Origin of the sequence: Paenibacillus sedimenti (assembly GCF_014534655.1) — a bacterium.
Lineage (GTDB): Bacteria > Bacillota > Bacilli > Paenibacillales > NBRC-103111 > Paenibacillus_E > Paenibacillus_E sedimenti.
The window spans coordinates 217286-244155 of the sequence record NZ_JACVVD010000003.1 but is presented as its reverse complement, the minus strand read 5'-3'; the positions used below and the strand labels follow the sequence as shown (position 1 = coordinate 244155).

Below are 26870 nucleotides of genomic sequence, written 5' to 3'. Positions count from 1 at the left end.
GAAAATCTCCTTTCCATCCAAAAAAGTTAGTAATTATTACGGATAAAATTGTATCGTAAACGGTGGGGTTCTGCAAGATTTGATGATTATAACGATTCTTTCCCTTGAAAGCTGCCGCACATATGCTACAATGAAGCCATCTTGAAGAACTCGGAGGTACTTTAGACCGATGGAGTATGTAGCCTAACTCATTTCTGCTAAACGAATTTATCGTGATGAGCAGACTCTACGTTTTGCAGGTAGAGCGAGTGGGATACGTATGTCTAAAGGGACCGACTCCTTCAGGAGCCGCAGTTTTTGCATATGTTATTTCCTATATTTCGTTCTTCCTGACCGTAGGCGCTGGCCTGACGGTTTTTTGCATTTGAACTCAAGGAGGATACGAGCCTATGACTTTACTTATAAAAGCGATGAATTTGATGAAGGAATTTGCGGGGAAACCGATATTTGAAAAGGTGGATCTGGAGGCAAATGCCGGTGAACGAATTGCCATTTACGGCCGCAACGGCATCGGAAAGACGACGCTGCTGCGTTTATTGGCAGGCACGCTGCAGCCTGATCGGGGCACCGTCGAACGTAGACTTCCATTAGAGGAGTGGGGCTGGATGGGGCAGCAGACGGAGGCCGACGAGGCGTTATCAACGTATGCCTACGTGGAGCTTGGCAGTCCGGAGCACTTCGAAGCCAAGCAGCATTTGAATTTGCTGGAGGCGAAGATGCGGGATGCAGCAGACATGGAACGCGTGCTCGCCGACTATCAGGAGGCGGCGGAGCGATACATGGCGCTTGACGGCTACCACTGGGAAAGCCAAGTGGAGCGCAAGCTGCTGCAGCTCGGGCTCGGCCGTGAGCTGTGGGAACTGCCGCTCGGAAAGCTGAGTGGCGGGCAGAAGACGCGCGCCCAGTTGGCGCGTCTCATGGTGCGCGAGCCGCAGCTGCTGCTGCTCGACGAGCCGACCAACCACCTCGACGCGGAGTCGCTCGACTGGCTCGAAGCTTGGCTTCGTGCCTATCCCGGCACCGTCGTCTTCGTTTCCCACGATCGCCATTTCATGGATCGTGTGGCGACTTGCCTGGTCGAGCTGACGCCGACAGGCAGCCGGCGATACAAAGGCGGGTACAGTGACTACACCCGCCAGAAGGAGCTCGAGCTGCGTACGCAGGAGCAGCTCTACTGCAAGCAGCAGCAGCTGCGCGAGCAGCTGGAGGAGAGCATCCGCACGTATCGGCAGTGGTTCCATCAGGGCGAGAAGAACGCCCGGATGGCCGAGGTGCCGATACAGCGGGGATACTTCCAGGCGCGAGCCGGCACGCACGTCTCGCGGATGAACGCGAAGATGAAAGAGCTGGAGCGCCTGGAGGCGGACCGCGTGGAGAAGCCGCGGGAAGCGGCGCACCTCAAGGTCAAACTTGGCGCGAGCGAGTTTGCATCTCATACGCTCGTACGGGTGGAGCGGGCCTCCTTCGGTTACGGCGGCGGCCGCCAGCTGTTCGCTGATTTGAGCCTCAGCGTGGAACGCGGCGACCGTCTGGCCGTGCTGGGCCCGAACGGCTCGGGCAAAACGACGCTGTTGAAGCTGCTCGTCGGAGAGCTTGAGCCTGCTGCCGGGATCGTGCGGCAGCATCCGCAGACGTCGATCGGTTACTTATCGCAGGAGCTCGAACACCTCGACGAAGGAGTGACACTGCTGGACAGTCTGTTGGCGCTGCCTGCCATGACGCAAACGCAGGCACGCACGATTCTCGGCTGCTTCCTCTTCTCAGGTGAAGATGTGCGCAAGCGCATCGGGGATTTGAGCATGGGCGAGCGGTGCAGAGTCGCCTTCCTGAAGCTCTATTTCAGCGGCGCAAATTTGCTGGTGCTCGATGAGCCCACGAATTACTTGGACATCGATACCCGTGAACGTATCGAGCAGGCGCTGCTTCATTATCCTGGGGCGATGGTGATCGTTTCGCATGACCGCTATTTTATCCGAAAGCTGGCGCAGAAGCTGCTTTGGCTTGGCGGTGAGCGAGGCCCGATCTCATTTGCGGGTACTTATGACGAATACGCGGAAGCGAAGCGAATGAAGGAGCAGGAGGGCTCTCCGGAGCTCTTAGCGAGAGCCAATGAAAAGCGACAGTTGGAATTAACGTTGGCGCAGTTGATGAGCGAGGGAGCTTGGCAGCCCGAGATCGCCCAAGAACAGCTTCAGCAGATCCGAGACATCAAGTCGAGGCTCGCTGAGCTGGAATGAGAATAAGCCGGGTGCGCATCCTTCAGATGCGCTTCCGGCTTATTTGCTTTTGGTTACGTGCAACAGCTCCGGCACGGTAACGAAAGTGTAGCCTGCCGCTTTCAGCTTGCTCACAAGAGGGCTTATGGCCAGAACCGTCCCGGATAGATCCTGGCTGTCTGCTCCGCCGGAATGCTGAAGGATGATAGAGCCGGGCTTTGCCTGCTGCATAATATTTTGCAGTACCTGCTCTGACTTTAATGATTTCCAGTCCAGCGAATCGACATTCCAATTCACGATTAAATAGTGGTGATCCGCCACCCACTTGACCTGCTCCTCATTAATTGCGCCGTAAGGCGGGCGAATGAGCTTCGGAGCGTAGCCGATCATGCTTTGCAGCACGTTTTCTGCGCTTTCGATTTGTTTTTGGAACTTGTCGACCGTGAGCCCAGGCAGATTAGCATGGCTGTAGGTATGATTGCCGATGACATGCCCTTCTCTGACAATCCGTTTGACGATGTCCGGATGCGCACTTGCTTTGGCGCCAAGCAGGAAAAAAGTCGCCTTCACCTGATTGGCCTTAAGCGCATCCAGCACTTTCGGCGTAAATCGGGTATCGGGTCCATCGTCAAATGTGAGCGCTACTTTTTTCTCCTGTGATGAACCCCGAAGCTTGAACGTATCCGGATACTTCACGACTAACTGAGAGAGGGTCAGCTTTCTTCCGGAACTTTGCTTTTGCCCTTGAACTTGCTGGACAGGCACAGCCGGTTTTTTGGCTGCTTCCGGTTGAGGCATGGCTTTTCTTGCGTTCCCTTTACGGATAGGACTCGGAACTGGAGTTGCGGAAGTCGGAGTCGGTTCCGGCTGGTCCGCAGGCGAGGCCGAAGGTTCTGGAGAGGCCGGTTTGGACTCAAGAATCGAAGTTGTTGAAGGCGTATTATCGGAGCGAGGGCCGTTCTCTAAATTTGAAGAAGCCGCTTTCTGTTCATTTTTCAGCTCTAGCTCGTGCCCATCCGAATCTTGAGTGTAGCGTCGATCGTGATCAGGCTTTTTTTGGGAAATTCCGCAGCCTGACACTAAAATACATACTATGGCAAAGAACCATAGCCACTTGATCATGACAATCCCCCCGAACGCTAAAATCCTCTCTAGGTTTTGTTATGTCGGGGCATCCTATCCAGTGGAAATAATTTGCTAACTCCTACTTGAACTAATTTTGAGATCGGACCGTCATTACTTATACCAAAATCAGAACAATTAATTAGAAGGAGAGAGAGCAGACATGGCTAAAATGAGTGAAAAATATCTGTTGCTCATTCTCTTCTTTATTTTATGTACGGGTTGTATGCATCATGAAGATTCGCGCGCAGCACCACTTAAAACAGCGATTCCTAAACCCAAATACACGGAAACAATCACAGTTGCCTCCGGCGCCGCGATCGAAATGGACGAATCTGAATGGAGATCCCGCGGAGGAGAGCGAGGCGTACGGGCGGTCCCTTCATTAAAGCCGATACAAACTGCCCAATTTGTGGATGAGCTTCATGGGTTTGGTCTTGTTCCGGGCTTAGATGACCTTTCTATTCTGGAAACTAAGGATGGAGGGGAATCTTGGGTTACGATTAGCAGTCTTGCGCATTCGACCAATCTGCCCGTGATTTCTTTTCTTAATGACCAGACAGGCTGGCTGCTTACCGGTGAATCGATCAACAGGAAGTCGGAGCTGCGTCTTACCTCTGATGGCGGGCAATCGTGGGAAATTATTGCTAGGAATTTACCTGGATTCGGTACTTTGGCGAAAACCCCGTTTTTTCGATTCTTTGATCGTCAAAACGGACTGATTGCCATCCAAAAAACCAATGACATGGTAATGCTGCGAACAGAGGACGGTGGATTGACCTGGTCAGCATCAAGTCGTATCCAGTTGCCTCAAGCAGCCGCTGGCGTGCTTACATTTGTATCGCCGAACGAAGGGTGGTTCGCAAGTTCAGATAACAAGGGAGAGGCAATCCTCTACCGGATGTCCGATGGGGAGATATGGCTGGAGGCAGGCAAACTGCCTGAGAAAGCCGTACCCCAAGCCATATCATTTTCAAGCCCGCGTAATGGCTGGCTGCTCTTGCATAATAAGGAGGAACAGCTCGAGCCAAGATGGTGGCTGCTTCGGACTGAGGATGGAGGGTCATCTTGGAGCCGGCATTCATTTCCACAAACTCTGCACCCGATGGATTTCAATACGCAAATGAACTTTATTTCCTCGCAAACTGGCTGGATACAGGGAGCGAACGGTCTTTGGCAAACGACAAATGGGGGAATGAATTGGAGCATGCTCTCGTCCTGAACATCTTTTAAATGATTTTCTGGTATGTCACAATATCGAGAAATTTCCCCCACTTCAAGCCGACTTCTCGGAAATGAGCGCATTGGAAATAACCATTCTTCGTGAAAGATCGAATACTGGGACTGTTCTCGGAGCAAATCGTTGAGACAAGTACGTGATACCCATTTTCCTTTGCAAAAGCCTCGATGTGCTGGAGAGCGGCCGTGCCAATACCTTTGCCGACACATTCGGGATGCAAATAGATCGTTACCTCGCCGGAAGTCGCATAGGCCTGCTTTTTCTTATGCGGCATGACTTGCACATAGCCTTGCAGGCTTCCGTCCAACATGATGACAAAGGTTTTATAACGCGGATTCGGATGAACCACACTATCCGTAAACTCGTCTAACGTTACCGGTTCCGTATGAAAAGAAACTGTAGTATGCATGACAAAATGATTATAAATGTCCATCAGTAACGGAATATCGGCTTCTTCTAAGTCTCTGAATTGAATTTCCTGGATCATGTACTTGCACCTCGCTGGATGATATTGGGTACTACTTCTAAAAATTATTCAACAGTTGGGGACGAACTCCTTTTTCCTTCCACATAAGAAAGTACAAGTTTTTTCGGTTACGAAAACCGCTTTCTTATTGGCGATAAAACCTTCCTCTAAACGCGGTCGCTCATCAATGAATGGCCTCGATAGAGGTTTTCTCATTAGACATATCGCAACAATCCATGTATCTTAGATATAATATGAATCATTATATAGGAAACTGGGGGATTCGCATGTCAGGTAATTCGGGTTACATTCTTGTTATCGTTATTGGGGTTTTCTTGCTTGGCGGACTTACATTCATGAATCTTCGCAAGATTAGCAAAACCACGGCCGATTTAACGCAGCTCAAAAAAAGAACGCTGCTTTGGACGGAAATTTCGCTGGCGCTTTTTGTCCTCCAATTGTTCTTTCGCGATGCCCAAGGCGGTTTTCTCTTGTTTTTCGGCATTCTCACCTTATTCACGGGTGCTCATTATTTAGGCGTTCTGTACTACACGAGAAAAAAAGGTAAGTAAAAGTAAAGAGGCTATCCCAAGCGTAGCAGAATCTACGAATGGGATGGCCTCTATTTTTTCGATTTAATCAAATAGGCATATTTTGTTATATAAATGTAATGAAATTTTCAGCTTAGATTAATCTTCGCGGTATATATTAAAGCCAGACCCCCCTTTTCATATATATACATGTTGAAACCCGCCGAAAGGCGGGTCTTTTTTTGCCTAATAATGACGTCCCGTAATGTATCTGGAACCCCAGTAGCCCGTATTTATATCAGAGATAACAACGCCGGAAGACCTTGTATTGCTTATGAATTTACCATTTCCTATGTATATGCCTACGTGGTTAATGCGGCCTGGCGTACTCGTACTGAACATGACCAGATCACCGATACTTAACTGCGATTTAGAAGGGACCCGTGTGCCATAAGATGTTTGTGCGGAGGATCCCCAAGGAATAACGCGACCGCTTTTCTTGAAGACGAATTGCGTGAAAGCCGAGCAGTCAAAAACGAGATTCTGCGGGTCCCTGGTACCGAATTCATATCTTACTTTTCCAATATAGGATTTTGCGATATCAACCGGGATATGACCATTCGTGGCGTAGATTTCTGCTGCTGAAGCCGGTTTGGCTGGTAGTGCTGCAGTTGAACTAAAGAGGGACAATGCAATAGCGGAAATAGCAATTATTTTTTTCATTATGTAACACTCCTTATTCCATTTATGGTAGTTTACTGTGCTATATGCGTATTCTACCATGGATGAAACTATCAGACTTTAGTAGTGTGATGGGTTTGGAGTGAATATTTGACAAATTGTCCCCTAAAATAATAACGGCGACTGCTTGCGCAGCCGCCTCATGGGAGAGGAGAAACCGGACGAAGAGCTTATGGGGAAACGTAAGTCTTCTCCGCGGTTGTCTACGACATTCTCTGATGTCGATAGTTCAAGGATGACCGTTTTAAAGGAAAATTATACATGCCAGAGACAAAATTTTTGTGTACAATTAGAGCTTGTGGTACGATAGCATCGTAAATGAGCCAGCTAGAAGGGAATACATAAAGCATGAGAGTGATTTCAGGCAGTGCCAAAGGCAGGTCGTTAAAGGCTGTACCCGGCATGAGCACACGACCGACAACGGATAAAGTGAAGGAAGCGATCTTCAGTATGATCGGTCCTTATTTTGATGGAGGGCAGGTCTTGGATCTCTTCGCCGGCACGGGCGGTCTCGGTATTGAGGCGCTTAGCCGCGGGATGAAAAAGGCCGTGTTCATTGACATCGAGAAAAAAAGCATCGATACGATCCAGCATAATTTGCGGGCCGCAGGTCTTGTGGAGCAAGCTGAGATTTATCGCAACGATGCCGCGAGGGCGCTCAAAGCGTTGGCGAAACGCGGCGAGAAGTTCGAGCTTGTTTTTCTGGATCCTCCCTACAAAATGAAAGTGACCGCTGAACTCATCACGGCAATGGAAGAACAAGGACTGCTCGATGAACAGGTCGTCATCGTCGTTGAGCATGATGCTCAGGACGTACTCATAGAAGCTATTGGTGGTTTAGAGCAGCAGCGTAGAGCGGAGTATGGCGATACTGCAGTTACAATTTATAGGCGCTTCACGCAATTAACTTAAGCGAACGCATACGAAGCCAGTTTTCTAACGAAAACTCAAGGTTATGCTTACGAAGAAAGTTTTCTAACGAAAACTCTAAGGAGATGAGCAACATGATGAGGCAAGAGCACGGCATTACGATAGCCGTTTACCCTGGTAGTTTTGACCCCGTGACGCATGGACATCTGGACATTATACACAGAGCGGCCAAGGTGTTCGATAAACTGATTGTAGCGGTTCTTAATAATACAACTAAGAATCCGTTATTTACGCTGGAAGAGCGGATGGATCTCCTCAAAAAAGTAACTCGCGATTTACCGAACGTAGAGGTGGACGGCTTCCGCGATTTGATGGTCAATTATATGAAAGCCAAAAATGTACGCTTGATCGTTCGCGGGCTTCGCGCAGTCTCGGATTTTGAGTATGAGCTGCAGATGGCTTCAACGAATCATAAACTCAATTCAGACGTGGAAACCTTCTTTATGACTTCGAAGCCCAAGTATTCATACTTAAGCTCAAGCATCGTGAAGGAAATTGCCAAATTTCATGGTCCTGTCGGTGATCTTGTTCCTCCAGAGGTGGAAGAGGCGCTGAAGAAGAAATTCCCGGTAACGAACTAAGAAAGTACCAGCATAAGTATCATTGAGTTTTATTGCTCATGAATTTTTGTAACAATACAGAAATCAAAAGCATCGCACCTAACAGCAGCAGCAGCTGCGAAAGCATTGGTCCCCATAGGACCCATGCCGATTCGCCGTACAGCGGGAACACGGTTCTTGTTTGTTCGGTTACAGCTGAGTCTAACCAGAGGAAGCTGGGCTGTGAGTCTTTTAGCATGAACTCGAGCGGTTTCCAAAGCAGAACAGTAAGCACAAAAGCAAGTCCGGCATGCAAAGCGCGAGCTAACAAGAATGGTCCATAGCGCGCGTCTGTTTTCTGATGAAATCCGGTCACTTGAGCATGGGCGGATAAGCCGCCCCAACCGAGGAATGCGCTAAGCAGCGCCATTTGCGGCAGGAGCGGGATGTTATCTGCAGAGCTGAAGGCGTAGGCGCCAAGATGTACCTCAAGCATGCCCTTTACCCATTGGGGCGAAGTATCAATGCCAATATGCATGAAGCCCGGTAATGAATCTGCTATGAAACGGAGTCCTTCTGTCAAATTCGTAATATTTATGACATTGATGATCACGGAGAAAATCATCATATAACCTCCGATCAGCATCAGGGCTTGAATGGAAGATGAGACAGCGTCGCCCAGCATTCTGCCAAACGCGCGGCCATCATGCAAATAAGCGTTTCGCATCGTATATAGTGCGCGCTTCCATAGGGAAGCCGTTTCGAATTTTTTGGTTACAGTTAATCCTTGTGGTTGAACTTGAAGTGTTCCGCCAGCAATTTCTCTGTCTTTTTTATTTCTTGTTAAGAATCCAGTCAAGATTGCAGACAAATAGTGGATGATGGCAAGTACAACTCCGAGCCGTGCGCTGTGCAAAAAGCCCACACCAACGACCATAATCATGAATAAAGGGCTGCAAAGATGGGATAATGCCGTTAATCGCTCGGATTCTACCCGGGATATCAGGCCTTTTTCGCGTAAGCTTGCGGTAATTTTGGCCCCGGTAGGAAATCCTATAATTAAACCGGAAGCCAGCGCCCAACCGCTAACCCCGGGAAGGCGAAACAGAACGCGCATTAGCGGCTCCAATAATGTACCTGCACCTTGTATGACGCCAAAACCGATCAATAGCTCGGTCAGAATGAAGAAAGGCAGCAGCGCCGGAAAGACCAGCTTCCACCAGATCGTAAGCCCCTCAAGTGACGATTGAAAGGCTTGATCAGGGAATAAAATGACTGATACCACTACAATGGCAGCTAAAGACCCCAGCAGCAGCGTGGTGAGTTTACTGCCGGATTTAGAATGCATACGCTGCATGGAATCCACCTCATTCTATTAAATATGCTACATTTGTACGCATCTAGGAGCAGGTTTAGACCAAGCTTTCACTTGGTCTGGTGACATGGGTGGCCTATATGCAGGCAGCACAGGAGGGGAACCTGTATGGACGATAATGAAGATAGTACTATCCGCACGTGGTCAAGCGATTCATACCGACACCCCAAGAGTACGTCTACGAGACGCTATTTAATTTCGTTTTTAGTCGGCATTGCCATCGTTTATATGCTTTTCTTTGTTCGGCTTCCCTATTTTATTTTCATGCCGGGAACTGCTGAAGTCATTAAACCGATGGTAACCATTCCAAAAAGTTCCGACTCTGAAAAAGGCGCTTTTATGCTTACTACGGTTAGAGTTGCCGATGCGAATGTCGTCAATTATCTAATCGGTCTCGTTCATCCTTATGAGGAAATTCAGCCCAAAACGAGCGTGTTGCGAAAAGGGGAGTCGGAGCAGGAGTATTCACAGCGTCAGGAATATGTTATGCTTACCTCCCAAGCAAGCGCGATTCAAGCAGCCTATACAAAGGCGAAAATTCCTTTTCACATCAATCATGAGGGTGTTATGGTACTCCAAACATTACCTGGATTAGCCGGCGAAAAGGTGCTGAAGCCCGGAGATGTGCTGCTGAAAGCCGGCGAAAAAGAGATCAAAGTCGCACAGGATCTATTGGATTCTCTCAAAGAAAAAAAAGCCGGCGAAGCTGTAGAGATTACGTTCAGCAGAAATAAAACCGAGCAAAAGGCTACATTGACTCTAGGTTTATTGCCCGGACAGGAAGGCGATACGAGCCGGCAGAGAGCAGGCATCGGCGTCGTACCGGCGGACATGCGATCGGTTAAGGCCGATCAAGCCGATCAGCAAGTTTCAATCAAAGCCGGCGAAATCGGCGGACCTTCGGCAGGCCTGATGTTCTCGCTTGAAATCTATGATCAGCTTCTCCCGGAGGATATTTCCAAAGGTTACCGAATCGCTGGTACGGGAACCATCGAGACGGACGGTACGGTCGGACCGATCGGCGGCATCCAGCATAAGATTATCGCTGCGGATAAAGAGGGGGCGGAATATTTTTTTGCGCCTAAAGATATGACTTACCAAGATGGAACGAAAATTCAGAACTATTCCGATGCGGTTGCCAGAGCGAACCAGATTAAGTCGAAAATGAAAATCGTCGAGATCGGCACCATGGATGATGCTATCAAGTTTTTGGAAGCATTGCCGCCAAAATAATTGTGTGTCAAGATCAAGAAGTTGATGCTGATTGGTTGACAAAAGGCGTTTGTACTGGATATAATAATCTTTGTTTGTTCGGGGTGATAACATGCAGATTCACTTGAAAGATCTTGCTCTTAAAGGACAACCGGTACATATGACCGAAGATATGAACTTGACAGCTCCTTTTGAAGGACGCCAAGACATTCTAGGTTACAGTCCCATACATGTCGATCTTCATGCTCGGCATGAAGAAGGAGCAGCTAAAGTTAACGGTACGTTAACGCTAGATTTGGAGTTAAGCTGTTCACGATGCTTATCGCACGTCAAGCAAACAATCGAGCTTCCTTTTGAGGAAGTTTTCACGCAGAAGCTGGACGAGGAATCCGAGAACAACGAGGATATTCATCTAGTGACTGAAGATAAAGTCGATTTGGAGTCGTATGTCGCGGAATATGTGGTGGTAGGCTTGCCTTATATACCACTATGTGACGAAGCGTGCAAAGGTCTCTGTCCCGTGTGCGGAGAGAACCGCAATCAACGCGATTGCGGCTGCAAGCAGGAGAAGATTGATCCACGGCTTGCAGGTCTCGCGGACTTTTTTAACAAAGAATAAGCAGCCCGAAATTCGATTAAGGAGGTGTTTTGAATATGGCAGTACCTCAGAGAAGAACGTCCAAAACCCGTCGCGACAAGCGCCGTACTCACTTTAAATTGGAAGTTCCAGGCATGGTGAAATGCGAGCAATGCGGAGAGCTGAAGTTGGCACATCACGTGTGCAAAACTTGCGGATCTTACAAAGGCAGAGAGATCGTAAAAGCATAATTTTAGATATAGTACTTCATCCTAGTGTGAGGTGCTATTTTTTTTGCTTTCTTTTTGATCGCAAATTTTATATACTACAGTTTAGTATCTGGTAATAAGATGAGATCGTATCTCACAAGATAAGGTGGTGCTCGCCATCGAACGGCTTCCAAAACGACAGCGGCAGCAGCAGCTGCTTCAAGCGATTGAAGCGAATCCTTTCATGACCGATGAAGAGCTCATGCGGACGTTTCAGGTTAGTATACAGACTGTGCGACTGGATCGGCTGGAGCTTGGTATCCCCGAGCTTCGGGAGCGGATGAAGCATATGGCCGTCAAAACGTATGACCAGGTGCGCTCGCTGCCGATTGATGAAGTGATTGGTGAAGTCATCGATTTACAGCTGGACCAAAGCGGTATCTCGATATTTGAAATTAAAGAGGAACACGTATTTTCAAGAACGAAAATTGCTAGAGGACATCACATATTCTCGCAGGCGAACTCCCTGGCTGTAGCCGTCATCGACGATCCGATTGCCTTGACAGCTTCGGCCGATATCCGTTTTATTCGTTCAGTAAAGCTCGGAGAGAAGTGTATTGCCAAGGCCTATGTGCGTTCCTTGTCCAAAGGAAAAGCCAGAGTAGAAGTGTTTTCGTATGTCGGCGATGAAGTCGTGTTTCGTGGCAACTTTGTGATCTTTCATTCCAAGAAAGAGCAACATCATGATAGGGAGGACAAGCTGCATGCGGATCGCGATTGACGCAATGGGCGGCGACCATGCACCTAAGGTCGTAGTAGAAGGGGCCTTGGCAGCCGCCAAAGAGTGGACCGATGTAGAAATTATTCTAGTCGGCAATACGGCAGCCATTGAAGCGCATTTGGGAGAAAGACCGGCCAATCTTACCATCCGGCATACGGAGGAAGTGATTGAGGCTGATGATGAACCGGTAAAAGCGGTACGCCGCAAAAAAGATGCTTCCATGGTCGTTGCAGGCAAACTCGTAAGAGAGAAAGAAGCGGAAGCGATGATCTCCGCCGGTAATACTGGCGCATTAATGACGACGGGGTTGCTTGTCGTGGGACGGATCCCAGGAATCGAACGCCCGGCGCTAGCTCCCATGCTTCCGACCATTGACGGCAATGGCGTACTTGCTCTCGATTTGGGGGCCAATATGGACGCTACGGCTGAGCATTTGACCCAGTATGCGATTATGGGAAGCATTTACCGCAACAAAGTGCATGGCATCGCTAATCCGCGAGTAGGACTTCTCAATGTCGGGACGGAAGCGATGAAAGGGAATGAATTGACCAAGGCCGCATATCCTTTATTGGAACAAGCCCCGGTCGAATTCATCGGTAACGTCGAATCCCGGGACGTGCTCCGCGCGGGGTGCGATGTCATCGTTTGCGATGGATTTGCAGGAAATATCATGCTGAAGTCGCTCGAAGGCGCGGCATCCGTATTTTTCTCCGTTTTGAAGACGGAATTTACGAAAACGTGGTATTCCAAACTGGCTGCGGCAATACTAAAGCCGGGTATTATGAAATTTCGCAAACAATTCGATTATAAAGAGCACGGCGCGGGACCTCTGCTGGGCATTCAGGGTTTAGTCTTGAAGTGCCATGGCTCGTCCGACGCCAATGCCATTAAAAATGCAGTTCGCCAAGCGAGAATCGCCATCCAGAACGATCTGGTCGGCGCAATATCTGCGGAAATCAATCACGGGAAGTGAGAGAACAACATGAACCTTATACCGGTTGGGGTACTCGGAACAGGCAAATATGTGCCTGATCGCATTTTGACGAATCAAGAGCTGGAAACAATGGTGGACACGAACGATGAATGGATCGTGACGAGAACGGGCATTCGCGAGAGAAGAATCGTGGCGGAAGGACAAGCTACCTCGGATCTTTGCTATGAAGCGGCTCAGATCGCATTAGCAAATGCCGGAATTACAGCAGAACAATTAGATTTGATTATCGTGGCGACGATTACACCGGATATGGCCTTCCCATCGACAGCTTGCGTACTTCAGGAAAAGCTTGGCGCCAAACAATCCGCTGCATTTGATTTGTCGGCAGCTTGCTCGGGATTCGTATATGGATTGGCAAATGCAGCCAACTTCATTGCTACAGGTACTTATAAATATGCGCTCGTTATCGGAGCCGACTGTTTGTCCAAAATTACGGATTATACGGATCGCAATACTTGCATTCTTTTCGGCGACGGTGCAGGAGCTGTCGTTATCGGCGAGGTGCCGGAAGGCAGAGGATTCAAGTCATTCGAATTGGGCGCCGACGGTACGGGCGGTCCGCTCTTGAAAATCGAAGGCGGCGGATCCCGCAATCCGGCTTCGCAGTCGTCCATTGACCAGCGTATGCATTACATATATATGGCCGGCGCGGAAGTATTCAAATTCGCTGTTCGCATCATGGGCAATGCCGCGGACGAAGCGCTGCGCAAAGCCGGATGGGATAAAGGCGACATCGACCTGCTTGTCCCTCACCAGGCGAATATGAGAATCATTCAAGCGTCACTTAATCGTCTCGAAATGACCGAGGATAAATGCATGATCAATTTGGATAGGTACGGGAACATGTCAGCGGCTTCCATTCCGGTAGCGTTAGCCGAAGCTGAAGAGCAGGGCAGACTACGCGAAGGTGACCGATTAGTACTTGTCGGCTTTGGCGGCGGTCTGACTTGGGGAGCATCCGCGCTTGTCTGGTAGGTTTCCGTAACTGACATTTGTTCCGTTATTATTCTGGTTAAATTCTAATATCTGCCATCGTACATAGATATTAAGTTATTAATTTTGTGTTGAAAGGGGAACCTTTTCTCTTATGGGTAAAATTGCTTTCGTTTTCCCGGGTCAAGGCTCGCAAGCAGTAGGGATGGGACATGATTTGTACCAGAATCATCCTGCAGCCAAAGAATATTACGACCGCGCTGACCAAGCGCTCGGTTTTTCGCTCTCGGAGCTGATTTTCAATGGACCCGAGGACCAATTGAAAATCACGTACCACACGCAGCCTGCGCTGTTGACGACAAGCATCGCTTGTCTCGAAGCGTTCAAGGCTGCGGGCATCGCCCCGGACTATGTCGCCGGACATAGTCTCGGCGAATACAGCGCGCTCGTCGCAGTCGGCGTGCTCGCGTTCGAAGACGCGGTCCGCACCGTGCGGGCCCGCGGCGAGTTCATGGAACAGGCCGTCCCGGGCGGCCTGGGGGCCATGGCGGCCGTGCTCGGAGCCGAGCGCGAAGCGCTTGCAGAGCTTTGCACGGCCATCACGAGCGGCGGCTCCGTCGTGGAGCTCGCCAATGTGAACTGCCCGGGACAGATCGTCGTCTCGGGCAGTAAGGAAGGCGTTGCAGCGGTCGTGGAGCGCTGCAAGGAAGCGGGCGCGAAGCGTGCCATTCCGCTCGAAGTGAGCGGGCCCTTCCACTCTTCGCTCATGAAACCGGCCTCGGAGCGCCTCGCAGAGGTGCTCGCGTCCGTGGCCATGGGCGAAGCGTCCGTCCCCGTTATAGCTAACGTAACGGCACGGCCGGTGACGCAGCCCGGCGATATCCGCGGACTGCTGGTCGAGCAAGTGTACTCTCCGGTTCTATGGGAGGACACGGTGGCTTACTTGATCGGCCAAGGCGTCGATACGTTCATCGAGCTGGGCTCGGGAACCGTTCTCGCCGGACTGATCAAGAAGGTGGACAAAACCGTGAAGACGGTGTCCATCGGAAGTCTGGAAGCTTTGGAGAAGTATTTGCAGGAGGTGCAGCAATATGCTAACGGGTAAAGTAGCACTTGTAACTGGAGCATCCCGAGGCATTGGCCGTGCGATCGCTCTGCATTTGGCGGAGTCTGGCGCTGACGTGGTCGTCAATTATGCGGGCAGTGAAGGCGCTGCTCAGGAAGTTGTAGAGCTGATTGAAGCGATGGGACGCAAAGCCGTTAAGCTTCGCGCTGACGTAAGCAGTTACCAGGAATCGGAAGAGTTAGTGAAGCAAACGCTTGAAATTTTGGGTAAAATTGATATTCTTGTGAATAATGCCGGCATAACAAGAGACAATTTAATCATGCGAATGAAGGAAGAAGAATTCGATCAAGTAATCGCAACGAATCTGAAGGGCGTATTTAATTGCGTGAAAGCTGTTACCCGCCCGATGATGAAGCAGCGTTCAGGTCGAATTATTAATATATCTTCCGTAGTCGGCGTTCTTGGCAATCCGGGACAAGCTAACTATGTAGCAGCAAAAGCAGGCGTCATTGGTCTGACCAAAGCGACTGCGCGAGAACTTTCTTCGAGAGGCATTACCGTGAACGCGGTGGCGCCGGGATTCATTGAAACCGACATGACCGACAAACTGTCGGCCGAAATGCGTGACCACATGCTGAAGCAAATTCCGCTGGAGCGCCTCGGACAGCCTGATGAGATCGCAAAGGTTGTTCGTTTCCTGGCTTCAGACGACGCGGCCTACATGACAGGGCAAACACTTCATGTGGACGGTGGCATGTACATGTAAGATTTCCAGAAAAACGGTTTGCGAATTTGCCTACTGGCAATCTGTCCAAGATTCTCGTATAATACCAAATGAGGAGGTGAACCGGATGTCCGACGTATTGGATCGTGTGAAACGAATTGTTGTCGATCGTCTAGGGGTTGATGAAGCTGAAGTCTCCCTCGAAGCATCTTTCAAAGAAGATTTAGGTGCTGATTCTCTCGATGTAGTAGAATTAGTAATGGAACTAGAAGATGAATTCGATTTAGAAATTTCCGACGAAGATGCCGAGAAGATTACTACTGTGGGAGAAGTTGTGAATTACATAAAATCTCATACGTAAAAGTCTACCAAGTCCCGTTTTGTCTCAAGACGGGACTTCTCTCCATTTTCATATTAAAATGATGCTTTCCTAACATAGAGGTGGATCAAATGAACAGAGTCGTAATTACAGGTATGGGCGTAGTTACTGCCCTTGGTCAAGATTTAGAAACGTTCTGGGGAAACCTGACCTCAGGTAAATCCGGAGTCAGCCTGATTGAGAACTTCGATGTAAGCGAATACCCGACACGTATAGCCGCTGAAGTAAAGGATTTCGATATTGAGCAATATGTGGATCGCAAAGAAGCGCGCCGCATGGACCGTTTCGTGCAGTTTGCCGTAGCAGGCTCGCTAAACGCTCTCAAAGACGCGAATTTGAATGTGAAAGAAGATACTGACCCTGAACGCGTAGGTGTGTCTGTCGGTTCCGGTATCGGTGGCCTAAACACTTGGGAGGAGCAGCATCGCACCCTTTTGGAAAAAGGGCCTAAGCGTGTCTCCCCATTCTTCATTCCGATGATGATCGCGAATATGGCATCCGGCCAAATCTCGATGATTACCGGAGCGAAGGGACCCAACAGCACGGCGGTTACTGCTTGTGCCACAGGGACGCATTCGATCGGCGATTCGTTCAAAATGATTCAACGCGGCGATGCCGACGTGATGATTTGCGGTGGTGCTGAAGCGACGATAACACCAATTGGCGTAGCTGGCTTTTGTGCGCTTCGCGCAATGTCGACGCGTAACGAAGAGCCGCACAAAGCGAGCCGCCCGTTCGATGTGGATCGTGACGGTTTCGTCATGGGCGAAGGCGCCGGCGTACTCATTCTGGAGTCTCTGGAGCACGCTCAAAAGCGTGGCGCACGTATTTATGCGGAAGTGATCGGTTATGGCATGAGCGGTGACGCGTATCATATGACGGATCCGGATCCGGACGGCGCTGCACGCTGCATGGCGAAAGCGATAAAGGATGCGGGTATTGAGCCTGTTGCTATTTCTTACATCAATGCGCATGGTACTTCAACACCTGTTGGGGACAAGTCGGAAACGATAGCGATTAAGAAAGCGCTGGGCGAGCATGCGTACAAAGTAGCAGTGAGCTCCACGAAGTCGATGACCGGGCACTTGCTCGGAGCAGCAGGTGGCGTGGAAGCTGTCATCTGCGGATTAACGATCTCCAACAGCGTCATTGCTCCAACCATCAACATTGACAATCAAGACCCTGAATGTGATCTGGATTATGTACCGAACACTGCGCGAGAAGCGAAAGTTGATGTCGCGATGTCGAATTCCTTCGGTTTTGGCGGTCATAACGCAACGATCATCATGAAGCGGTTTGAAGCATAAATTGCCTTCCTACGAAGAAAGATAACGAAATATCATTCTCTCTGGGTGGTGAGTCAGGCAATGCACCGTGATATTAAAGAGCTGCAGCAGCGTATCGGCATCACCTTTCGCAAAGCGGAGCTGCTGAGGCAGGCTTTTACACATTCTTCCTATGTTAATGAACATCGTATCGCTGGACATAAAGATAACGAGCGATTGGAATTTCTAGGAGATGCCGTGCTGGAATTGACGGTTTCGGAATTTTTATATGATACTTATCCAGGACGTTCGGAAGGCGAATTGACGAAGCTTAGGGCTTCTATCGTTTGTGAGCCGTCACTCGTTACGTTTGCCGAGAATCTGGAGTTTGGCGCTTTTGTGCTTTTAGGCAAAGGTGAGGAATTGACTGGAGGAAGGACACGTCCGGCTTTGCTCGCCGACGTCTTCGAATCCTTTATCGGAGCGCTCTACTTGGATCAAGGATTAGAGAGCGTGAAGACGTTCCTAAAACGCCATGTTTTCCCGAAAATTTCCAGCGAAGGCAAGCTGCTGGTCATCGACTACAAGACGCAACTGCAAGAGCATACCCAGCATCACAGCATGGGTTCCGTCGAATACCGGATCGTGAATGAGCGAGGTCCAGCTCATGAGCGCGAGTTCGTAGCAGAGGTATACATGGATGCATCGCTTCTCGGGACTGGCGCAGGCCGTTCCAAGAAGGAAGCTGAGCAGCAGGCTGCCGCTCAGGCGCTATCGAAGCTGAATGTTGCTGTAGAGCGGTAATTAGAGGTTGGCAAAAGAGGCGGCTGAGGCTGCCTTTTTTGTTGTTTTGGAAATAAGCTTTAATCAAGGTCTCTGCTGTTAATGTTTCTTTATTAATGCGCTCTGGTCGCACTTTTTATCTCTTTTTTATATGGGATATGTTACAATAATTTTCGAGGTGAGACCATGTTTTTAAAACGGATTGAATTATCCGGATTTAAGTCTTTCGCGGACCGGACGGAGCTGGAATTTGTACGCGGGATTACCGCGGTCGTAGGTCCTAACGGCAGCGGCAAAAGTAACATTTCCGACGGCATACGCTGGGTGCTCGGGGAGCAGAGCGCGAAATCACTCCGCGGCGGTAAAATGGAGGATGTTATTTTTGCAGGCAGTGATGCCCGCAGAGCGGTTAATTATGGGGAAGTATCTTTGACGCTTGACAATAGTTCGCAATCACTCCCTCTTGATTTTAATGAGGTGACGGTTACGCGCAGGGTGCATCGCAGCGGGGAAAGTGAATACTTAATTAATAAGCAGCCCTGCCGCCTGAAAGACATCACCGAACTGTTCATGGATACAGGGATCGGTAAAGAGGCTTATTCCATTATCGGGCAAGGCCGAATTGAAGAAATTTTAAGTACGAAATCGGAAGATCGCCGGGGCATTTTTGAAGAGGCTTCGGGGATTGTCAAATATAAATCGCGGAAACGTGAAGCGGAGAAGAAGCTGAACGATACCGAGCAAAATTTGCTGCGGATTCATGATCTGGTCTCTGAACTCGAAGATCAAATCGAGCCGCTGCGCGAGCAGTCGGAGAAGGCGATCCGTTATAAAGATTTGCGCGAAAAGCTAAAAAGCAGCGAAATCTCCATGTATGTTCATCAGATTGACCAGATTTACATCAATTGGAACGAAGCGACGCAGAAGCTGGAGAGGCTCCAAAAAGAGCAAACTGAACTTGCGACCGTCGTCAATCAGCATGATGCCCATCTAGAGAAGCACCGTTGGGAGACACGACGTCTTGAAGAGGAACTGGAAAAGCTTCAAGAGAGCTTGCTCCAGTTAAGCGAAGAGTTCGAGAAAAGCGAAGGGCACGGCGAGGTGCTCAAAGAGCGAAAGAAGAATTACGTTGCTAATCGTCAGCAGTTGACCGGTACAATTGCTTTGCAGGAACAACGAAGAGCTGATAAAGAGGCAGAGCTTGCGGAACAGCGTGAAAAGATTATCCAAATCGGTGCTCAATTGTTTGAATTTCAGGCGAAATTAAATGCAGAAGAACAGCGCTTGCTCGGCGTAAATGGCGGGATTAGCTCTGCACCCGAGGATCAGCTTAAAGGCGAACTTCTTGAAACGCTCAACCGGATGGCGCAAGCGCGCAATGAAATCCGATATGCGGAGCAGCAAACGGAAAGTATAGGCCGCAGATTGGAAAGACTGGATGAAGAACGCCATAAGTGGTCGGAGCAGCGGGAAAAGATCGCGATTCGAAAAGAAGAGCTTGCGGCCAAGCTGGAAGAGACTGTCAAAGAGATTGATGAAATTCGCCATCGCTATGCGGAGCTAACCCAGAATTTGAAAGGGAAGCAAGGCCTATTGGATGAAGCGCAGGGTATGGTGCGAAAGTGGGAGCAGAAGCTCGACGCTTTGACGTCCCGTCGCGATACGATGAAAGAGATGGCAAGTGACTACGACGGCTTTATGCAGGGCGTAAAAGAAGTGCTGAAAGCGAAAAGCCGCAAAGATTTGCGAGGTATTCGCGGGGCTGTCGCCGAGCTTGTGAAGGTTCCGGCAGACGTTGAGATCGCTATTGAAACGGCACTTGGCGCAGCGCTGCAAAATATCGTCGTCGAGACGGAAGCGGACGGGCGCGAGGCGATCGCTTTCTTGAAGCGCCGTCAAATGGGACGAGCCACATTCCTGCCGATGAACGTCATCCGCGGCCGATCCATTTCGGACCATGAGATTGGCGCTCTGAAAGCCGCGAAGGGTTTTGTGGGCATCGCCGTCGATCTCATTGAGTTTGACTCGACTTATCAAAACATTCTCTCCAGTTTGCTGGGCAATGTCGTTGTCGCGCAAAGTCTGGAGGATGCTAACCATATTGCCGCCAAAGCGCAGTATCGCTACCGTGTTGTCACTCTTGAAGGCGATGTGGTTAACCCGGGCGGTTCTATGACGGGTGGAAGCATGGCGAAGAAAACGACCAATTTGTTGGGGCGTCAGCGTCAAATTGAGGAACTTGATCAGGAAATTAAAACCTCCCAGCAGCAATTGAGTGGTCTTCGGGACAAAACGGCGGTGATGAAGCGTGAAATCACCGACGATATGATGAACATCGAGCAGCTTCGCCAGCTCAGCGAGCAAAAGCGTATCCAAGAGCAGCAAGTTCGCGCCGAGCTCGGTCCTTTGGAGTCCGAGAACCGTACGGTGGAGCAGCAGCTCACGCTCGATAGTCAAGATCGCGAATCATTCATTGCAGAGCAGGAGGATTATGCGCGGAAGAAATTGGAGTCTGAGCAGACGCTAGCCGAGCTTCAGCAGGAAGAGGCCTCCTTGCAGCAGGCGATTCGCGATGCCGAGAACTCGCGTAAAGCGAGTGAATCGAAGAAGGAAGAGCTGCAGAGCCAACTCACCGATTTGAAGGTGAAGGTGGCGTCAATCTCGCAAGAGAAACAGTCGCTGCAGGATCAGCAGCGCCGCTTGCAGCAGGATCTGGCGGATTCGGACCGCGAGATGGAGACGAATCGTCAGCTGCTTGGACAGTTGGAGCAAGATATGGAAGCGCTCGAGCAAGAAACGGTGCTGCAGATCGAGCTGCTGAATGATCTCAAGCTCAAGAAGCAGCAGTGCGCTGAGCAAATCGATTTCAAGCGCGCTGAGCGGGCAGAGTGGCTGCAGAAGCTGGAGCAGGAAGAGAATGAAACGCGCAATCAGCGCATTCAACTCAAGCAGGTGGAAGAGAATCTGCATCAAACAGAGGTTCGTGTGAATCGACTTGATGTAGAGCTCGAGAACTTGCTGAAGAAGCTGGCCGAAGAATATGAGCTCAGCTATGAGCTTGCGAAGCTGCGCTACCCTGTTCCGGAGGATGTTGCCGGGACGCAGAGCCTGGTTCGCGAGCTAAAGCGGGAAATCTCTTCGCTTGGTGAGGTTAACCTCGGTGCAATCGAAGAATTTGCGCGTGTCTCGGAGCGCTATGAATTCCTCAGCGCACAGAAAAATGACTTGATCGAAGCGAAAACGACGCTGTACCAAGTCATTCGCGAGATGGATCAAGAGATGTCCAAGCGCTTCAAGACAACATTCGATGCGATTCGCTCGCATTTCGTCGTCGTGTTCGCCAAGCTGTTTGGCGGCGGGCGCGCGGATCTGATCTTGTCCGAGCCGGATAACCTGCTTGATACGGGCATCGAGATCGTGGCTCAGCCGCCGGGCAAAAAGTTGCAGAACCTGCAGCTCCTCTCCGGCGGGGAACGTGCTCTCACCGCGATCGCGCTGCTATTCTCAATCATCCACGTGAAGCCGGTGCCGTTCTGTGTGCTCGACGAGGTCGAGGCGGCGTTGGATGAGGCGAACGTAGCGCGTTTTGCGGAGTACCTGCGCGAGTTCTCGGAGGTCACGCAGTTCATCGTTGTGACGCACCGCAAAGGTACGATGGAGGAAGCGGACGTGCTTTATGGGGTTACGATGCAGGAAGGCGGCGTATCCAAGCTGGTATCCGTTCGATTAGAGGACGAGGAAGCCGTCGTCTCGGCATAGACATAGTATGAATTCCCGAAACACTTAGGAGGAACCATGAGCTTTTTTAAACGTTTGAAAGAAAGTATTTCCAGCAAGGCAGAAGCGGTGACGAATAAGTTCAGAGAAGGTCTTACGAAGACGAGAGACGCTTTCGTGGATCGCGTAGACGATTTGTTCAGCCGCCGCAAAAAAATTGATGAGGAATTCTATGAAGAACTCGAAGAAATTCTGATTGGCGCGGACGTAGGCGTGAACACGGTGCTGAAGCTGATCGACGAGCTTCGCGCCGAAGTCAAAAAGCGTAAAATCGAAAATCCGGGCGAACTTCAGCCGATTCTCTCCGAGAAGCTGATTGAGCTGCTTAAAGGCGACGCAGGCACCGGACTCAATCTGAATCCTAATGGATTATCCGTCATTCTGTTCGTAGGCGTGAATGGCGTCGGCAAAACGACGACGATCGGGAAGATGGCCCACATGTTCAAGTCCCAAGGGAAAAAGGTGCTCATGGCTGCAGGCGACACGTTCCGTGCCGGTGCGATTGAGCAGCTCGAGACATGGGGACAGCGTGTAGGTGTCGATGTAATCAAACAGCAATCAGGCGCAGATCCTGCCGCGGTAATGTTTGATGCCGTACAAGCTGCTAAGACGCGCGGTGTCGACATTTTGCTTTGTGATACTGCAGGTCGTTTACAGAATAAAGTAAACCTGATGGAAGAGCTGAACAAAATTTATCGCGTCATTCAACGCGAAGTACCTGATGCGCCTCACGAGGTCATACTCGTTCTGGATGCGACGACCGGACAAAATGCGCTCAGTCAAGCGAAGCTTTTTGGCGATAAGACAGGTTTGACAGGTCTTGTATTGTCCAAGCTTGATGGTACAGCGAAAGGCGGTATCGTTGTCGCGATTCGCCAGGAGTTGGCGCTACCGGTGAAGTTCGTCGGTCTCGGCGAGAAAATGGATGATCTTCAGCCGTTTGATTCCGAGCAATTCGTACATGCGCTTTTCGGCAAGTGGATCAATGAGCAAAAGGAAGAAGTGCAAGGTTAAATTCCTCTTAACTCCAATCATAATCCTTGTTACCCGATAACGGGATAGCAAGGATTTTTTTCTTCCTTAAGTGACAAGGTCAAATGCTTGACATTAGTCCGGGAATTCAGTATGATAGGTTCTGTTGTGCTGCTGTCAAGGGTTCAACCTTTACGGAGGTGGCTATGGTGCCTGTCGATCAAATGCTGGAGAAAACGAATCGGATTAACCTGCTGTTTGATTTTTATGAACCATTATTGACCGAGAAGCAGCGAACGTTTCTTGAATTGTATTTCCATGATGATTATTCGCTCGGAGAAATAGCCGAGAATTTCGAAATTAGCCGCCAGGCGGTATATGAGCATATCAAGAGAGCGGAACAAACGCTGCAGGAATATGAGAATAAATTGAAGCTTTTACATAAGCATGAACAGCGTATGATAATCCGCAAAGAGCTGGACCAGATGCTGGAAGCATGCGAGCCGGAGCTAAAGAGGAAAACCAGCGAGCTTTTTGATACAATGATAGGGATCGATTGATGCTGGGAAGCAAGTTTTCTACGAAAACTATTAGCGGATGCTTACGAAGTTAGTTTTGCTCCGCAAAACTCTAAGGGGGTGAAGCGCATGGCATTTGAAGGATTGGCAAACCGATTGCAGAACGTATTCGGCAAGCTGAGAAGCAAAGGTAAGCTGTCGGAAGAAGATGTAGGCGAAGCGCTTCGCGAGGTTCGATTAGCGCTGCTTGAAGCGGACGTTAACTTTAAAGTAGTCAAAGACTTTATTGCCAAGGTGAAAGAACAAGCTATCGGGCAAGAAGTCATGAAATCTTTTACACCGGGTATGGTCGTCATCGATATCGTAAACAAAGAATTGACCGCGCTGATGGGCGGTACGCAGAGCAAGCTGGCACGCTCGAATCGACCGCCGACGGTCATTATGATGGCAGGTCTGCAAGGGGCCGGTAAAACGACGTCCTCCGGTAAACTGGCCAAACTGCTGCAAAAGCAAAATCATAGGCCACTGCTTGTTGCTTGCGATATTTACCGTCCTGCTGCGATTAAGCAGCTGCAGGTGCTCGGCGAGCAGTTAAAAGTGCCGGTATTCTCGATGGGGGATCAGGTCAATCCGGTTGACATTGCGAAGGCAGGTCTCCAGCATGCCAAAGATAACGGCAACGACTATGTCATTATCGATACCGCCGGTCGTTTGCACATTGACGAGAACTTGATGGACGAGCTGAAAAATGTGCGTACTGCGGTTGGGCCCGATGAAATTCTGCTCGTAGTGGATGCTATGACGGGTCAAGATGCAGTCAACGTAGCAGAAAGCTTCCACCAGCAGCTTGAGCTGACAGGCGTTGTCCTGACTAAGCTTGACGGCGATACCCGCGGTGGCGCGGCGCTTTCCGTTAAAGCCGTTACGGGGTGTCCGATCAAGTTTGCGGCTAGCGGCGAGAAGATGGATGCCCTGGAGCCTTTCTTCCCGGATCGAATGGCATCGCGGATTCTAGGCATGGGCGATATGCTTACGCTGATTGAGAAAGCGCAAGCCGGCATCGACATGGATAAGGCGAAAGAGATGGAGCGCAAAATGCGCAACGCCGAATTCACCTTCGAAGATTTTGTGGAGCAAATGGAACAGGTAAAGAAACTTGGCCCGTTGGATCAGATACTTGATATGCTCCCAGGCGCTAACAAGATCAAGGGTATGAAGGATTTGAAGGTCGACGATAAGCAGCTGGCACGCGTAGAAGCCATTGTGAAGTCGATGACAAAGGAAGAAAAGCGCAAGCCGGAATTGCTTAATGCCAGCCGCCGCAAGCGGATTGCAATAGGAAGCGGCAACTCGGTACAAGAGGTCAATCGTTTTATTAAGCAGTTCGAGGATATGCGCAAAATGATGAAGCAATTCTCTGGCATGATGGGACCTAAAGGTGCCAAAGGCATGAAAAAGTTAGGCAAAGGGTTTAAATTCCCTTTCTAAATAAAAGCAAGCTTTTATCCTATGTTGGAGGTGATTTATAATGGCAGTACGTATTCGTCTTAAACGTATGGGCGCTCACAAAGCTCCTTTTTACCGTGTGGTGGTATCGGATTCCCGTTCCCCGCGTGATGGTCGTTTTATCGAAGAAATCGGTACTTACAATCCAGTAGCTCAACCGGCAGCTGTAACTCTTGATGAAGAGAAAGCTCTGAAATGGCTTCAAACTGGTGCGCAACCATCCGATACAGTTCGCAGTCTGTTCAGCAAAGCAGGTCTGATGACTAAATTTCACGAGCTGAAACAACAGAAGTAATCTGTTAACTTTCGGAGGGAATGTTCATGAAGGATCTTATCACGGTTATTGCTAAGGCTCTTGTTGATCATCCGGAAGAAGTGCGTGTTACGGTTGTGGAGAAGGACGACAAGATTGAGTACAGGCTTTCCGTTCACCCCGACGATGTCGGGAAAGTGATCGGCAAGCAGGGCAAGATTGCGAAGTCGCTCCGCACGGTAGTCACGTCCGCAGCAGTGAAAGAAACCAAACGTGTAGCTGTTGAGATTGTCTCATAGGGGAGAGGGGTTAGGAGAACGTTCCTAACCTTTTTCTTGTATTACTAACCGGGGATACGCTGGGATTAATTTGTGGAGGTCGCATACGAAGTATGAGTGAGAAGCTTTTTACGATAGGTAAAATCGTTAACACCCATGGTGTTCGCGGCGAGTTGAAAATCGTTTCGGAAACGGATTTTCCCGAGCGCTTTGAAAAAGGCAGTGAATTGGTCATTGTCGACCCTCAAAATAAGCAAACGCCGGTGACGGTGCAAGCCTCCCGCTTACATAAAAACATGTACATCGTGCAGTTCGCACAATTCGCCAATATCAATGAAGTTGAGAAGTTCAAAGGCTCCCTGCTTAAAGTCGAAGGGAAATACCAGCAAGCTTTGGAAGAGGGAGAATACTACTATCACGAAATCATTGGCTGCAAAGTGGTGACGGAAGAAGGCGAGGAGTTAGGGGAGGTTACGGAAGTACTGACACCTGGAGCTAACGATGTATGGGTGGTTTCTTTGCCGAAAGGCAAACAACTGCTGCTGCCTGTTATCGACGATGTTGTATTGAACGTGGACGTAGTGAATAAGACGATTCGCATTCATCTGATGGAAGGGCTGCTGGAATGAGAATCGATGTGTTGACTCTTTTTCCGGAAATGTTCGATGGCGTATTTTCTTCCAGCATTTTAGGAAAAGCTAGAGATAAAGGAATTGTCTCTCTGAACACGGTCAATTTTCGCGAGTATTCGAACAATAAGCACAACACGGTGGATGACTACCCCTATGGCGGTGGCGGCGGGATGGTGCTCAAGCCGGAGCCGATCTTTGCCGCTGTAGAGGATTTACCCGTTCATCGAACTTCTCGATCTTCTGATGATGAACCGACAGCAGCTGTGAAGCCTAGAGTGATCCTGATGTGCCCGCAAGGCGAAACATTTACGCAAAGTAAAGCTGAGGAACTTTCTGCCGAGCAGCATCTTGTTTTTATATGCGGCCATTATGAAGGGTACGATGAGCGCATTAGGCAGTACCTGGTGACGGACGAGCTGTCGGTAGGGGATTATGTATTAACCGGCGGGGAACTGCCCGCTATGGTCGTTATAGACAGCGTAGTAAGGCTTCTGCCAGGGGTGCTGGGCAATGAGATGTCAGCCGTTACGGATTCATTCAGCACAGGATTGCTGGAATACCCGCATTACACGAGACCTGTTAAATTCAGGGATTGGGAAGTGCCGGAAATTCTGCTTTCGGGTCATCACGAAAACGTGAAGAATTGGCGTTTGCAGCAATCGCTGTATCGAACGTTGGAGCGACGTCCTGACTTGCTCGAAGGTCGGGAATTATCCAAGAAGGAACAAGCATGGCTGGAGGAATGGAAACGCCAGAAGCAGGAGTAGCCCCCCGAAAACTTCTCTATTGAATTTCTATTTCCTCTGTGGTAATATAGATTCTGTTGTGAATTTTTATTGTTTGAGTCTGGTG

The 26870-nt window shown here is 49.6% G+C and carries 28 protein-coding genes; 24 read left to right on the top strand and 4 right to left on the bottom strand.

What is annotated here, in order from left to right:
• Positions 1-389 precede the first annotated feature (389 nt).
• Entirely contained in the window at positions 390-2237 is a 1848-nt protein-coding gene (gene abc-f, locus ICC18_RS09770; protein WP_188174212.1) for a ribosomal protection-like ABC-F family protein, read from the top strand.
• A 39-nt stretch (positions 2238-2276) separates the two neighbouring features.
• Here the strand turns inward: abc-f and ICC18_RS09765 are convergent, their stop codons facing one another.
• Complete coding sequence (locus tag ICC18_RS09765) at positions 2277-3338, bottom strand: polysaccharide deacetylase family protein (protein ID WP_188174211.1); 1062 nt, start codon at positions 3336-3338, stop codon at positions 2277-2279.
• A 163-nt stretch (positions 3339-3501) separates the two neighbouring features.
• Between ICC18_RS09765 and ICC18_RS09760 the strand changes: the two genes are divergently transcribed.
• A complete protein-coding gene (locus ICC18_RS09760) occupies positions 3502-4560 on the top strand; it encodes a WD40/YVTN/BNR-like repeat-containing protein (protein WP_188174210.1) in 1059 nt (352 codons plus the stop codon).
• Between the two features lie 7 nt (positions 4561-4567).
• Here ICC18_RS09760 and ICC18_RS09755 read toward each other — a convergent pair whose 3' ends face one another.
• Complete coding sequence (locus ICC18_RS09755; RefSeq protein ID WP_188174209.1) at positions 4568-5065, bottom strand: GNAT family N-acetyltransferase; 498 nt, start codon at positions 5063-5065, stop codon at positions 4568-4570.
• Between the two features lie 266 nt (positions 5066-5331).
• On the opposite strand from ICC18_RS09755, the gene ICC18_RS09750 reads away from it, so the two are divergent.
• Positions 5332-5616: a hypothetical protein gene (locus ICC18_RS09750; protein ID WP_188174208.1), complete on the top strand. Its 285-nt coding sequence runs from the start codon at positions 5332-5334 to the stop codon at positions 5614-5616.
• A 204-nt stretch (positions 5617-5820) separates the two neighbouring features.
• Here the strand turns inward: ICC18_RS09750 and ICC18_RS09745 are convergent, their stop codons facing one another.
• Complete coding sequence (locus tag ICC18_RS09745) at positions 5821-6297, bottom strand: C40 family peptidase (RefSeq protein ID WP_188174207.1); 477 nt, start codon at positions 6295-6297, stop codon at positions 5821-5823.
• A gap of 366 nt (positions 6298-6663) precedes the next feature.
• On the opposite strand from ICC18_RS09745, the gene rsmD reads away from it, so the two are divergent.
• Complete coding sequence (gene rsmD / locus ICC18_RS09740; protein WP_188174206.1) at positions 6664-7227, top strand: 16S rRNA (guanine(966)-N(2))-methyltransferase RsmD; 564 nt, start codon at positions 6664-6666, stop codon at positions 7225-7227.
• An 83-nt stretch (positions 7228-7310) separates the two neighbouring features.
• A complete protein-coding gene (coaD, locus tag ICC18_RS09735; protein WP_376745617.1) occupies positions 7311-7826 on the top strand; it encodes a pantetheine-phosphate adenylyltransferase in 516 nt (171 codons plus the stop codon).
• 19 nt (positions 7827-7845) lie between these two features.
• Here coaD and ICC18_RS09730 read toward each other — a convergent pair whose 3' ends face one another.
• Entirely contained in the window at positions 7846-9141 is a 1296-nt protein-coding gene (locus tag ICC18_RS09730; protein ID WP_188174204.1) for a nucleoside recognition domain-containing protein, read from the bottom strand.
• A 126-nt stretch (positions 9142-9267) separates the two neighbouring features.
• Between ICC18_RS09730 and ICC18_RS09725 the strand changes: the two genes are divergently transcribed.
• The 19 genes from ICC18_RS09725 (at position 9268) to trmD (ending at position 26785) form a co-directional block, all read left to right on the top strand.
• On the top strand, positions 9268-10392 hold the full coding sequence (locus ICC18_RS09725; protein WP_188174203.1) for a SepM family pheromone-processing serine protease: 1125 nt from the start codon (positions 9268-9270) through the stop codon (positions 10390-10392).
• Positions 10393-10483: 91 nt separating this feature from the next.
• Positions 10484-10990, top strand: a complete 507-nt coding sequence (locus ICC18_RS09720; protein ID WP_188174202.1) for a YceD family protein — start codon at positions 10484-10486, stop codon at positions 10988-10990.
• 35 nt (positions 10991-11025) lie between these two features.
• Positions 11026-11199 carry a 50S ribosomal protein L32 gene (gene rpmF, locus ICC18_RS09715; RefSeq protein WP_188174201.1) on the top strand — a complete coding sequence of 58 codons (174 nt, stop codon included), beginning with the start codon at positions 11026-11028 and terminating at the stop codon, positions 11197-11199.
• A 124-nt stretch (positions 11200-11323) separates the two neighbouring features.
• A complete protein-coding gene (gene fapR, locus ICC18_RS09710) occupies positions 11324-11938 on the top strand; it encodes a transcription factor FapR (protein ID WP_188174200.1) in 615 nt (204 codons plus the stop codon).
• On the top strand, positions 11922-12911 hold the full coding sequence (gene plsX / locus ICC18_RS09705) for a phosphate acyltransferase PlsX (protein WP_188174199.1): 990 nt from the start codon (positions 11922-11924) through the stop codon (positions 12909-12911). Before fapR ends, plsX begins: the two co-directional genes overlap by 17 nt.
• Before the next feature lie 9 nt (positions 12912-12920).
• Positions 12921-13907, top strand: a complete 987-nt coding sequence (locus tag ICC18_RS09700) for a beta-ketoacyl-ACP synthase III (protein ID WP_223192462.1) — start codon at positions 12921-12923, stop codon at positions 13905-13907.
• Positions 13908-14019: 112 nt separating this feature from the next.
• Positions 14020-14970: an ACP S-malonyltransferase gene (gene fabD, locus ICC18_RS09695; RefSeq protein ID WP_188174198.1), complete on the top strand. Its 951-nt coding sequence runs from the start codon at positions 14020-14022 to the stop codon at positions 14968-14970.
• Positions 14957-15697 (top strand): 3-oxoacyl-[acyl-carrier-protein] reductase, encoded by a 741-nt coding sequence (fabG, locus tag ICC18_RS09690; protein WP_188174197.1) that lies wholly within the window; start codon positions 14957-14959, stop codon positions 15695-15697. Before fabD ends, fabG begins: the two co-directional genes overlap by 14 nt.
• A gap of 85 nt (positions 15698-15782) precedes the next feature.
• Entirely contained in the window at positions 15783-16016 is a 234-nt protein-coding gene (gene acpP / locus ICC18_RS09685; protein ID WP_188174196.1) for an acyl carrier protein, read from the top strand.
• 89 nt (positions 16017-16105) lie between these two features.
• Complete coding sequence (gene fabF / locus ICC18_RS09680; protein ID WP_188174195.1) at positions 16106-17341, top strand: beta-ketoacyl-ACP synthase II; 1236 nt, start codon at positions 16106-16108, stop codon at positions 17339-17341.
• Between the two features lie 60 nt (positions 17342-17401).
• Positions 17402-18103 (top strand): ribonuclease III, encoded by a 702-nt coding sequence (gene rnc, locus ICC18_RS09675; RefSeq protein WP_188174194.1) that lies wholly within the window; start codon positions 17402-17404, stop codon positions 18101-18103.
• Between the two features lie 165 nt (positions 18104-18268).
• Entirely contained in the window at positions 18269-21841 is a 3573-nt protein-coding gene (smc, locus tag ICC18_RS09670; protein WP_188174193.1) for a chromosome segregation protein SMC, read from the top strand.
• A 36-nt stretch (positions 21842-21877) separates the two neighbouring features.
• On the top strand, positions 21878-22873 hold the full coding sequence (ftsY, locus tag ICC18_RS09665) for a signal recognition particle-docking protein FtsY (protein ID WP_188174192.1): 996 nt from the start codon (positions 21878-21880) through the stop codon (positions 22871-22873).
• A 182-nt stretch (positions 22874-23055) separates the two neighbouring features.
• Complete coding sequence (locus ICC18_RS09660) at positions 23056-23391, top strand: putative DNA-binding protein (RefSeq protein ID WP_188174737.1); 336 nt, start codon at positions 23056-23058, stop codon at positions 23389-23391.
• Positions 23392-23478: 87 nt separating this feature from the next.
• Positions 23479-24837, top strand: a complete 1359-nt coding sequence (gene ffh, locus ICC18_RS09655; RefSeq protein WP_188174191.1) for a signal recognition particle protein — start codon at positions 23479-23481, stop codon at positions 24835-24837.
• A gap of 40 nt (positions 24838-24877) precedes the next feature.
• Complete coding sequence (rpsP, locus tag ICC18_RS09650; RefSeq protein ID WP_188174190.1) at positions 24878-25150, top strand: 30S ribosomal protein S16; 273 nt, start codon at positions 24878-24880, stop codon at positions 25148-25150.
• Between the two features lie 26 nt (positions 25151-25176).
• Entirely contained in the window at positions 25177-25407 is a 231-nt protein-coding gene (locus ICC18_RS09645) for a KH domain-containing protein (protein WP_163942413.1), read from the top strand.
• Between the two features lie 92 nt (positions 25408-25499).
• Positions 25500-26015, top strand: coding sequence for a ribosome maturation factor RimM (gene rimM / locus ICC18_RS09640; RefSeq protein WP_188174189.1), 516 nt, complete (start codon positions 25500-25502; stop codon positions 26013-26015).
• Positions 26012-26785, top strand: coding sequence for a tRNA (guanosine(37)-N1)-methyltransferase TrmD (trmD, locus tag ICC18_RS09635; RefSeq protein ID WP_188174188.1), 774 nt, complete (start codon positions 26012-26014; stop codon positions 26783-26785). Before rimM ends, trmD begins: the two co-directional genes overlap by 4 nt.
• The last annotated feature ends 85 nt before the right edge of the window (positions 26786-26870 follow it).

Bases quoted from the DNA above. Each gene is read 5' to 3' on its own strand.
- trmD (WP_188174188.1), top strand. From the start codon at position 26,012: ATGAGAATCGATGTGTTGACTCTTTTTCCGGAAATGTTCGATGGCGTA.
- fabG (WP_188174197.1), top strand. From the start codon at position 14,957: ATGCTAACGGGTAAAGTAGCACTTGTAACTGGAGCATCCCGAGGCATT.
- ICC18_RS09700 (WP_223192462.1), top strand. From the start codon at position 12,921: ATGAACCTTATACCGGTTGGGGTACTCGGAACAGGCAAATATGTGCCT.
- ICC18_RS09755 (WP_188174209.1), bottom strand. From the start codon at position 5,065: ATGATCCAGGAAATTCAATTCAGAGACTTAGAAGAAGCCGATATTCCG.
- acpP (WP_188174196.1), top strand. From the start codon at position 15,783: ATGTCCGACGTATTGGATCGTGTGAAACGAATTGTTGTCGATCGTCTA.
- abc-f (WP_188174212.1), top strand. From the start codon at position 390: ATGACTTTACTTATAAAAGCGATGAATTTGATGAAGGAATTTGCGGGG.
- fabF (WP_188174195.1), top strand. From the start codon at position 16,106: ATGAACAGAGTCGTAATTACAGGTATGGGCGTAGTTACTGCCCTTGGT.
- rsmD (WP_188174206.1), top strand. From the start codon at position 6,664: ATGAGAGTGATTTCAGGCAGTGCCAAAGGCAGGTCGTTAAAGGCTGTA.
- ftsY (WP_188174192.1), top strand. From the start codon at position 21,878: ATGAGCTTTTTTAAACGTTTGAAAGAAAGTATTTCCAGCAAGGCAGAA.
- smc (WP_188174193.1), top strand. From the start codon at position 18,269: ATGTTTTTAAAACGGATTGAATTATCCGGATTTAAGTCTTTCGCGGAC.
- coaD (WP_376745617.1), top strand. From the start codon at position 7,311: ATGAGCAACATGATGAGGCAAGAGCACGGCATTACGATAGCCGTTTAC.
- rpsP (WP_188174190.1), top strand. From the start codon at position 24,878: ATGGCAGTACGTATTCGTCTTAAACGTATGGGCGCTCACAAAGCTCCT.
- ICC18_RS09645 (WP_163942413.1), top strand. From the start codon at position 25,177: ATGAAGGATCTTATCACGGTTATTGCTAAGGCTCTTGTTGATCATCCG.
- rpmF (WP_188174201.1), top strand. From the start codon at position 11,026: ATGGCAGTACCTCAGAGAAGAACGTCCAAAACCCGTCGCGACAAGCGC.
- ICC18_RS09725 (WP_188174203.1), top strand. From the start codon at position 9,268: ATGGACGATAATGAAGATAGTACTATCCGCACGTGGTCAAGCGATTCA.
- rnc (WP_188174194.1), top strand. From the start codon at position 17,402: ATGCACCGTGATATTAAAGAGCTGCAGCAGCGTATCGGCATCACCTTT.
- ICC18_RS09730 (WP_188174204.1), bottom strand. From the start codon at position 9,141: ATGCAGCGTATGCATTCTAAATCCGGCAGTAAACTCACCACGCTGCTG.
- ICC18_RS09660 (WP_188174737.1), top strand. From the start codon at position 23,056: ATGCTGGAGAAAACGAATCGGATTAACCTGCTGTTTGATTTTTATGAA.
- plsX (WP_188174199.1), top strand. From the start codon at position 11,922: ATGCGGATCGCGATTGACGCAATGGGCGGCGACCATGCACCTAAGGTC.
- fabD (WP_188174198.1), top strand. From the start codon at position 14,020: ATGGGTAAAATTGCTTTCGTTTTCCCGGGTCAAGGCTCGCAAGCAGTA.
- ICC18_RS09760 (WP_188174210.1), top strand. From the start codon at position 3,502: ATGGCTAAAATGAGTGAAAAATATCTGTTGCTCATTCTCTTCTTTATT.
- ffh (WP_188174191.1), top strand. From the start codon at position 23,479: ATGGCATTTGAAGGATTGGCAAACCGATTGCAGAACGTATTCGGCAAG.
- rimM (WP_188174189.1), top strand. From the start codon at position 25,500: ATGAGTGAGAAGCTTTTTACGATAGGTAAAATCGTTAACACCCATGGT.
- ICC18_RS09765 (WP_188174211.1), bottom strand. From the start codon at position 3,338: ATGATCAAGTGGCTATGGTTCTTTGCCATAGTATGTATTTTAGTGTCA.
- ICC18_RS09750 (WP_188174208.1), top strand. From the start codon at position 5,332: ATGTCAGGTAATTCGGGTTACATTCTTGTTATCGTTATTGGGGTTTTC.
- ICC18_RS09720 (WP_188174202.1), top strand. From the start codon at position 10,484: ATGCAGATTCACTTGAAAGATCTTGCTCTTAAAGGACAACCGGTACAT.
- ICC18_RS09745 (WP_188174207.1), bottom strand. From the start codon at position 6,297: ATGAAAAAAATAATTGCTATTTCCGCTATTGCATTGTCCCTCTTTAGT.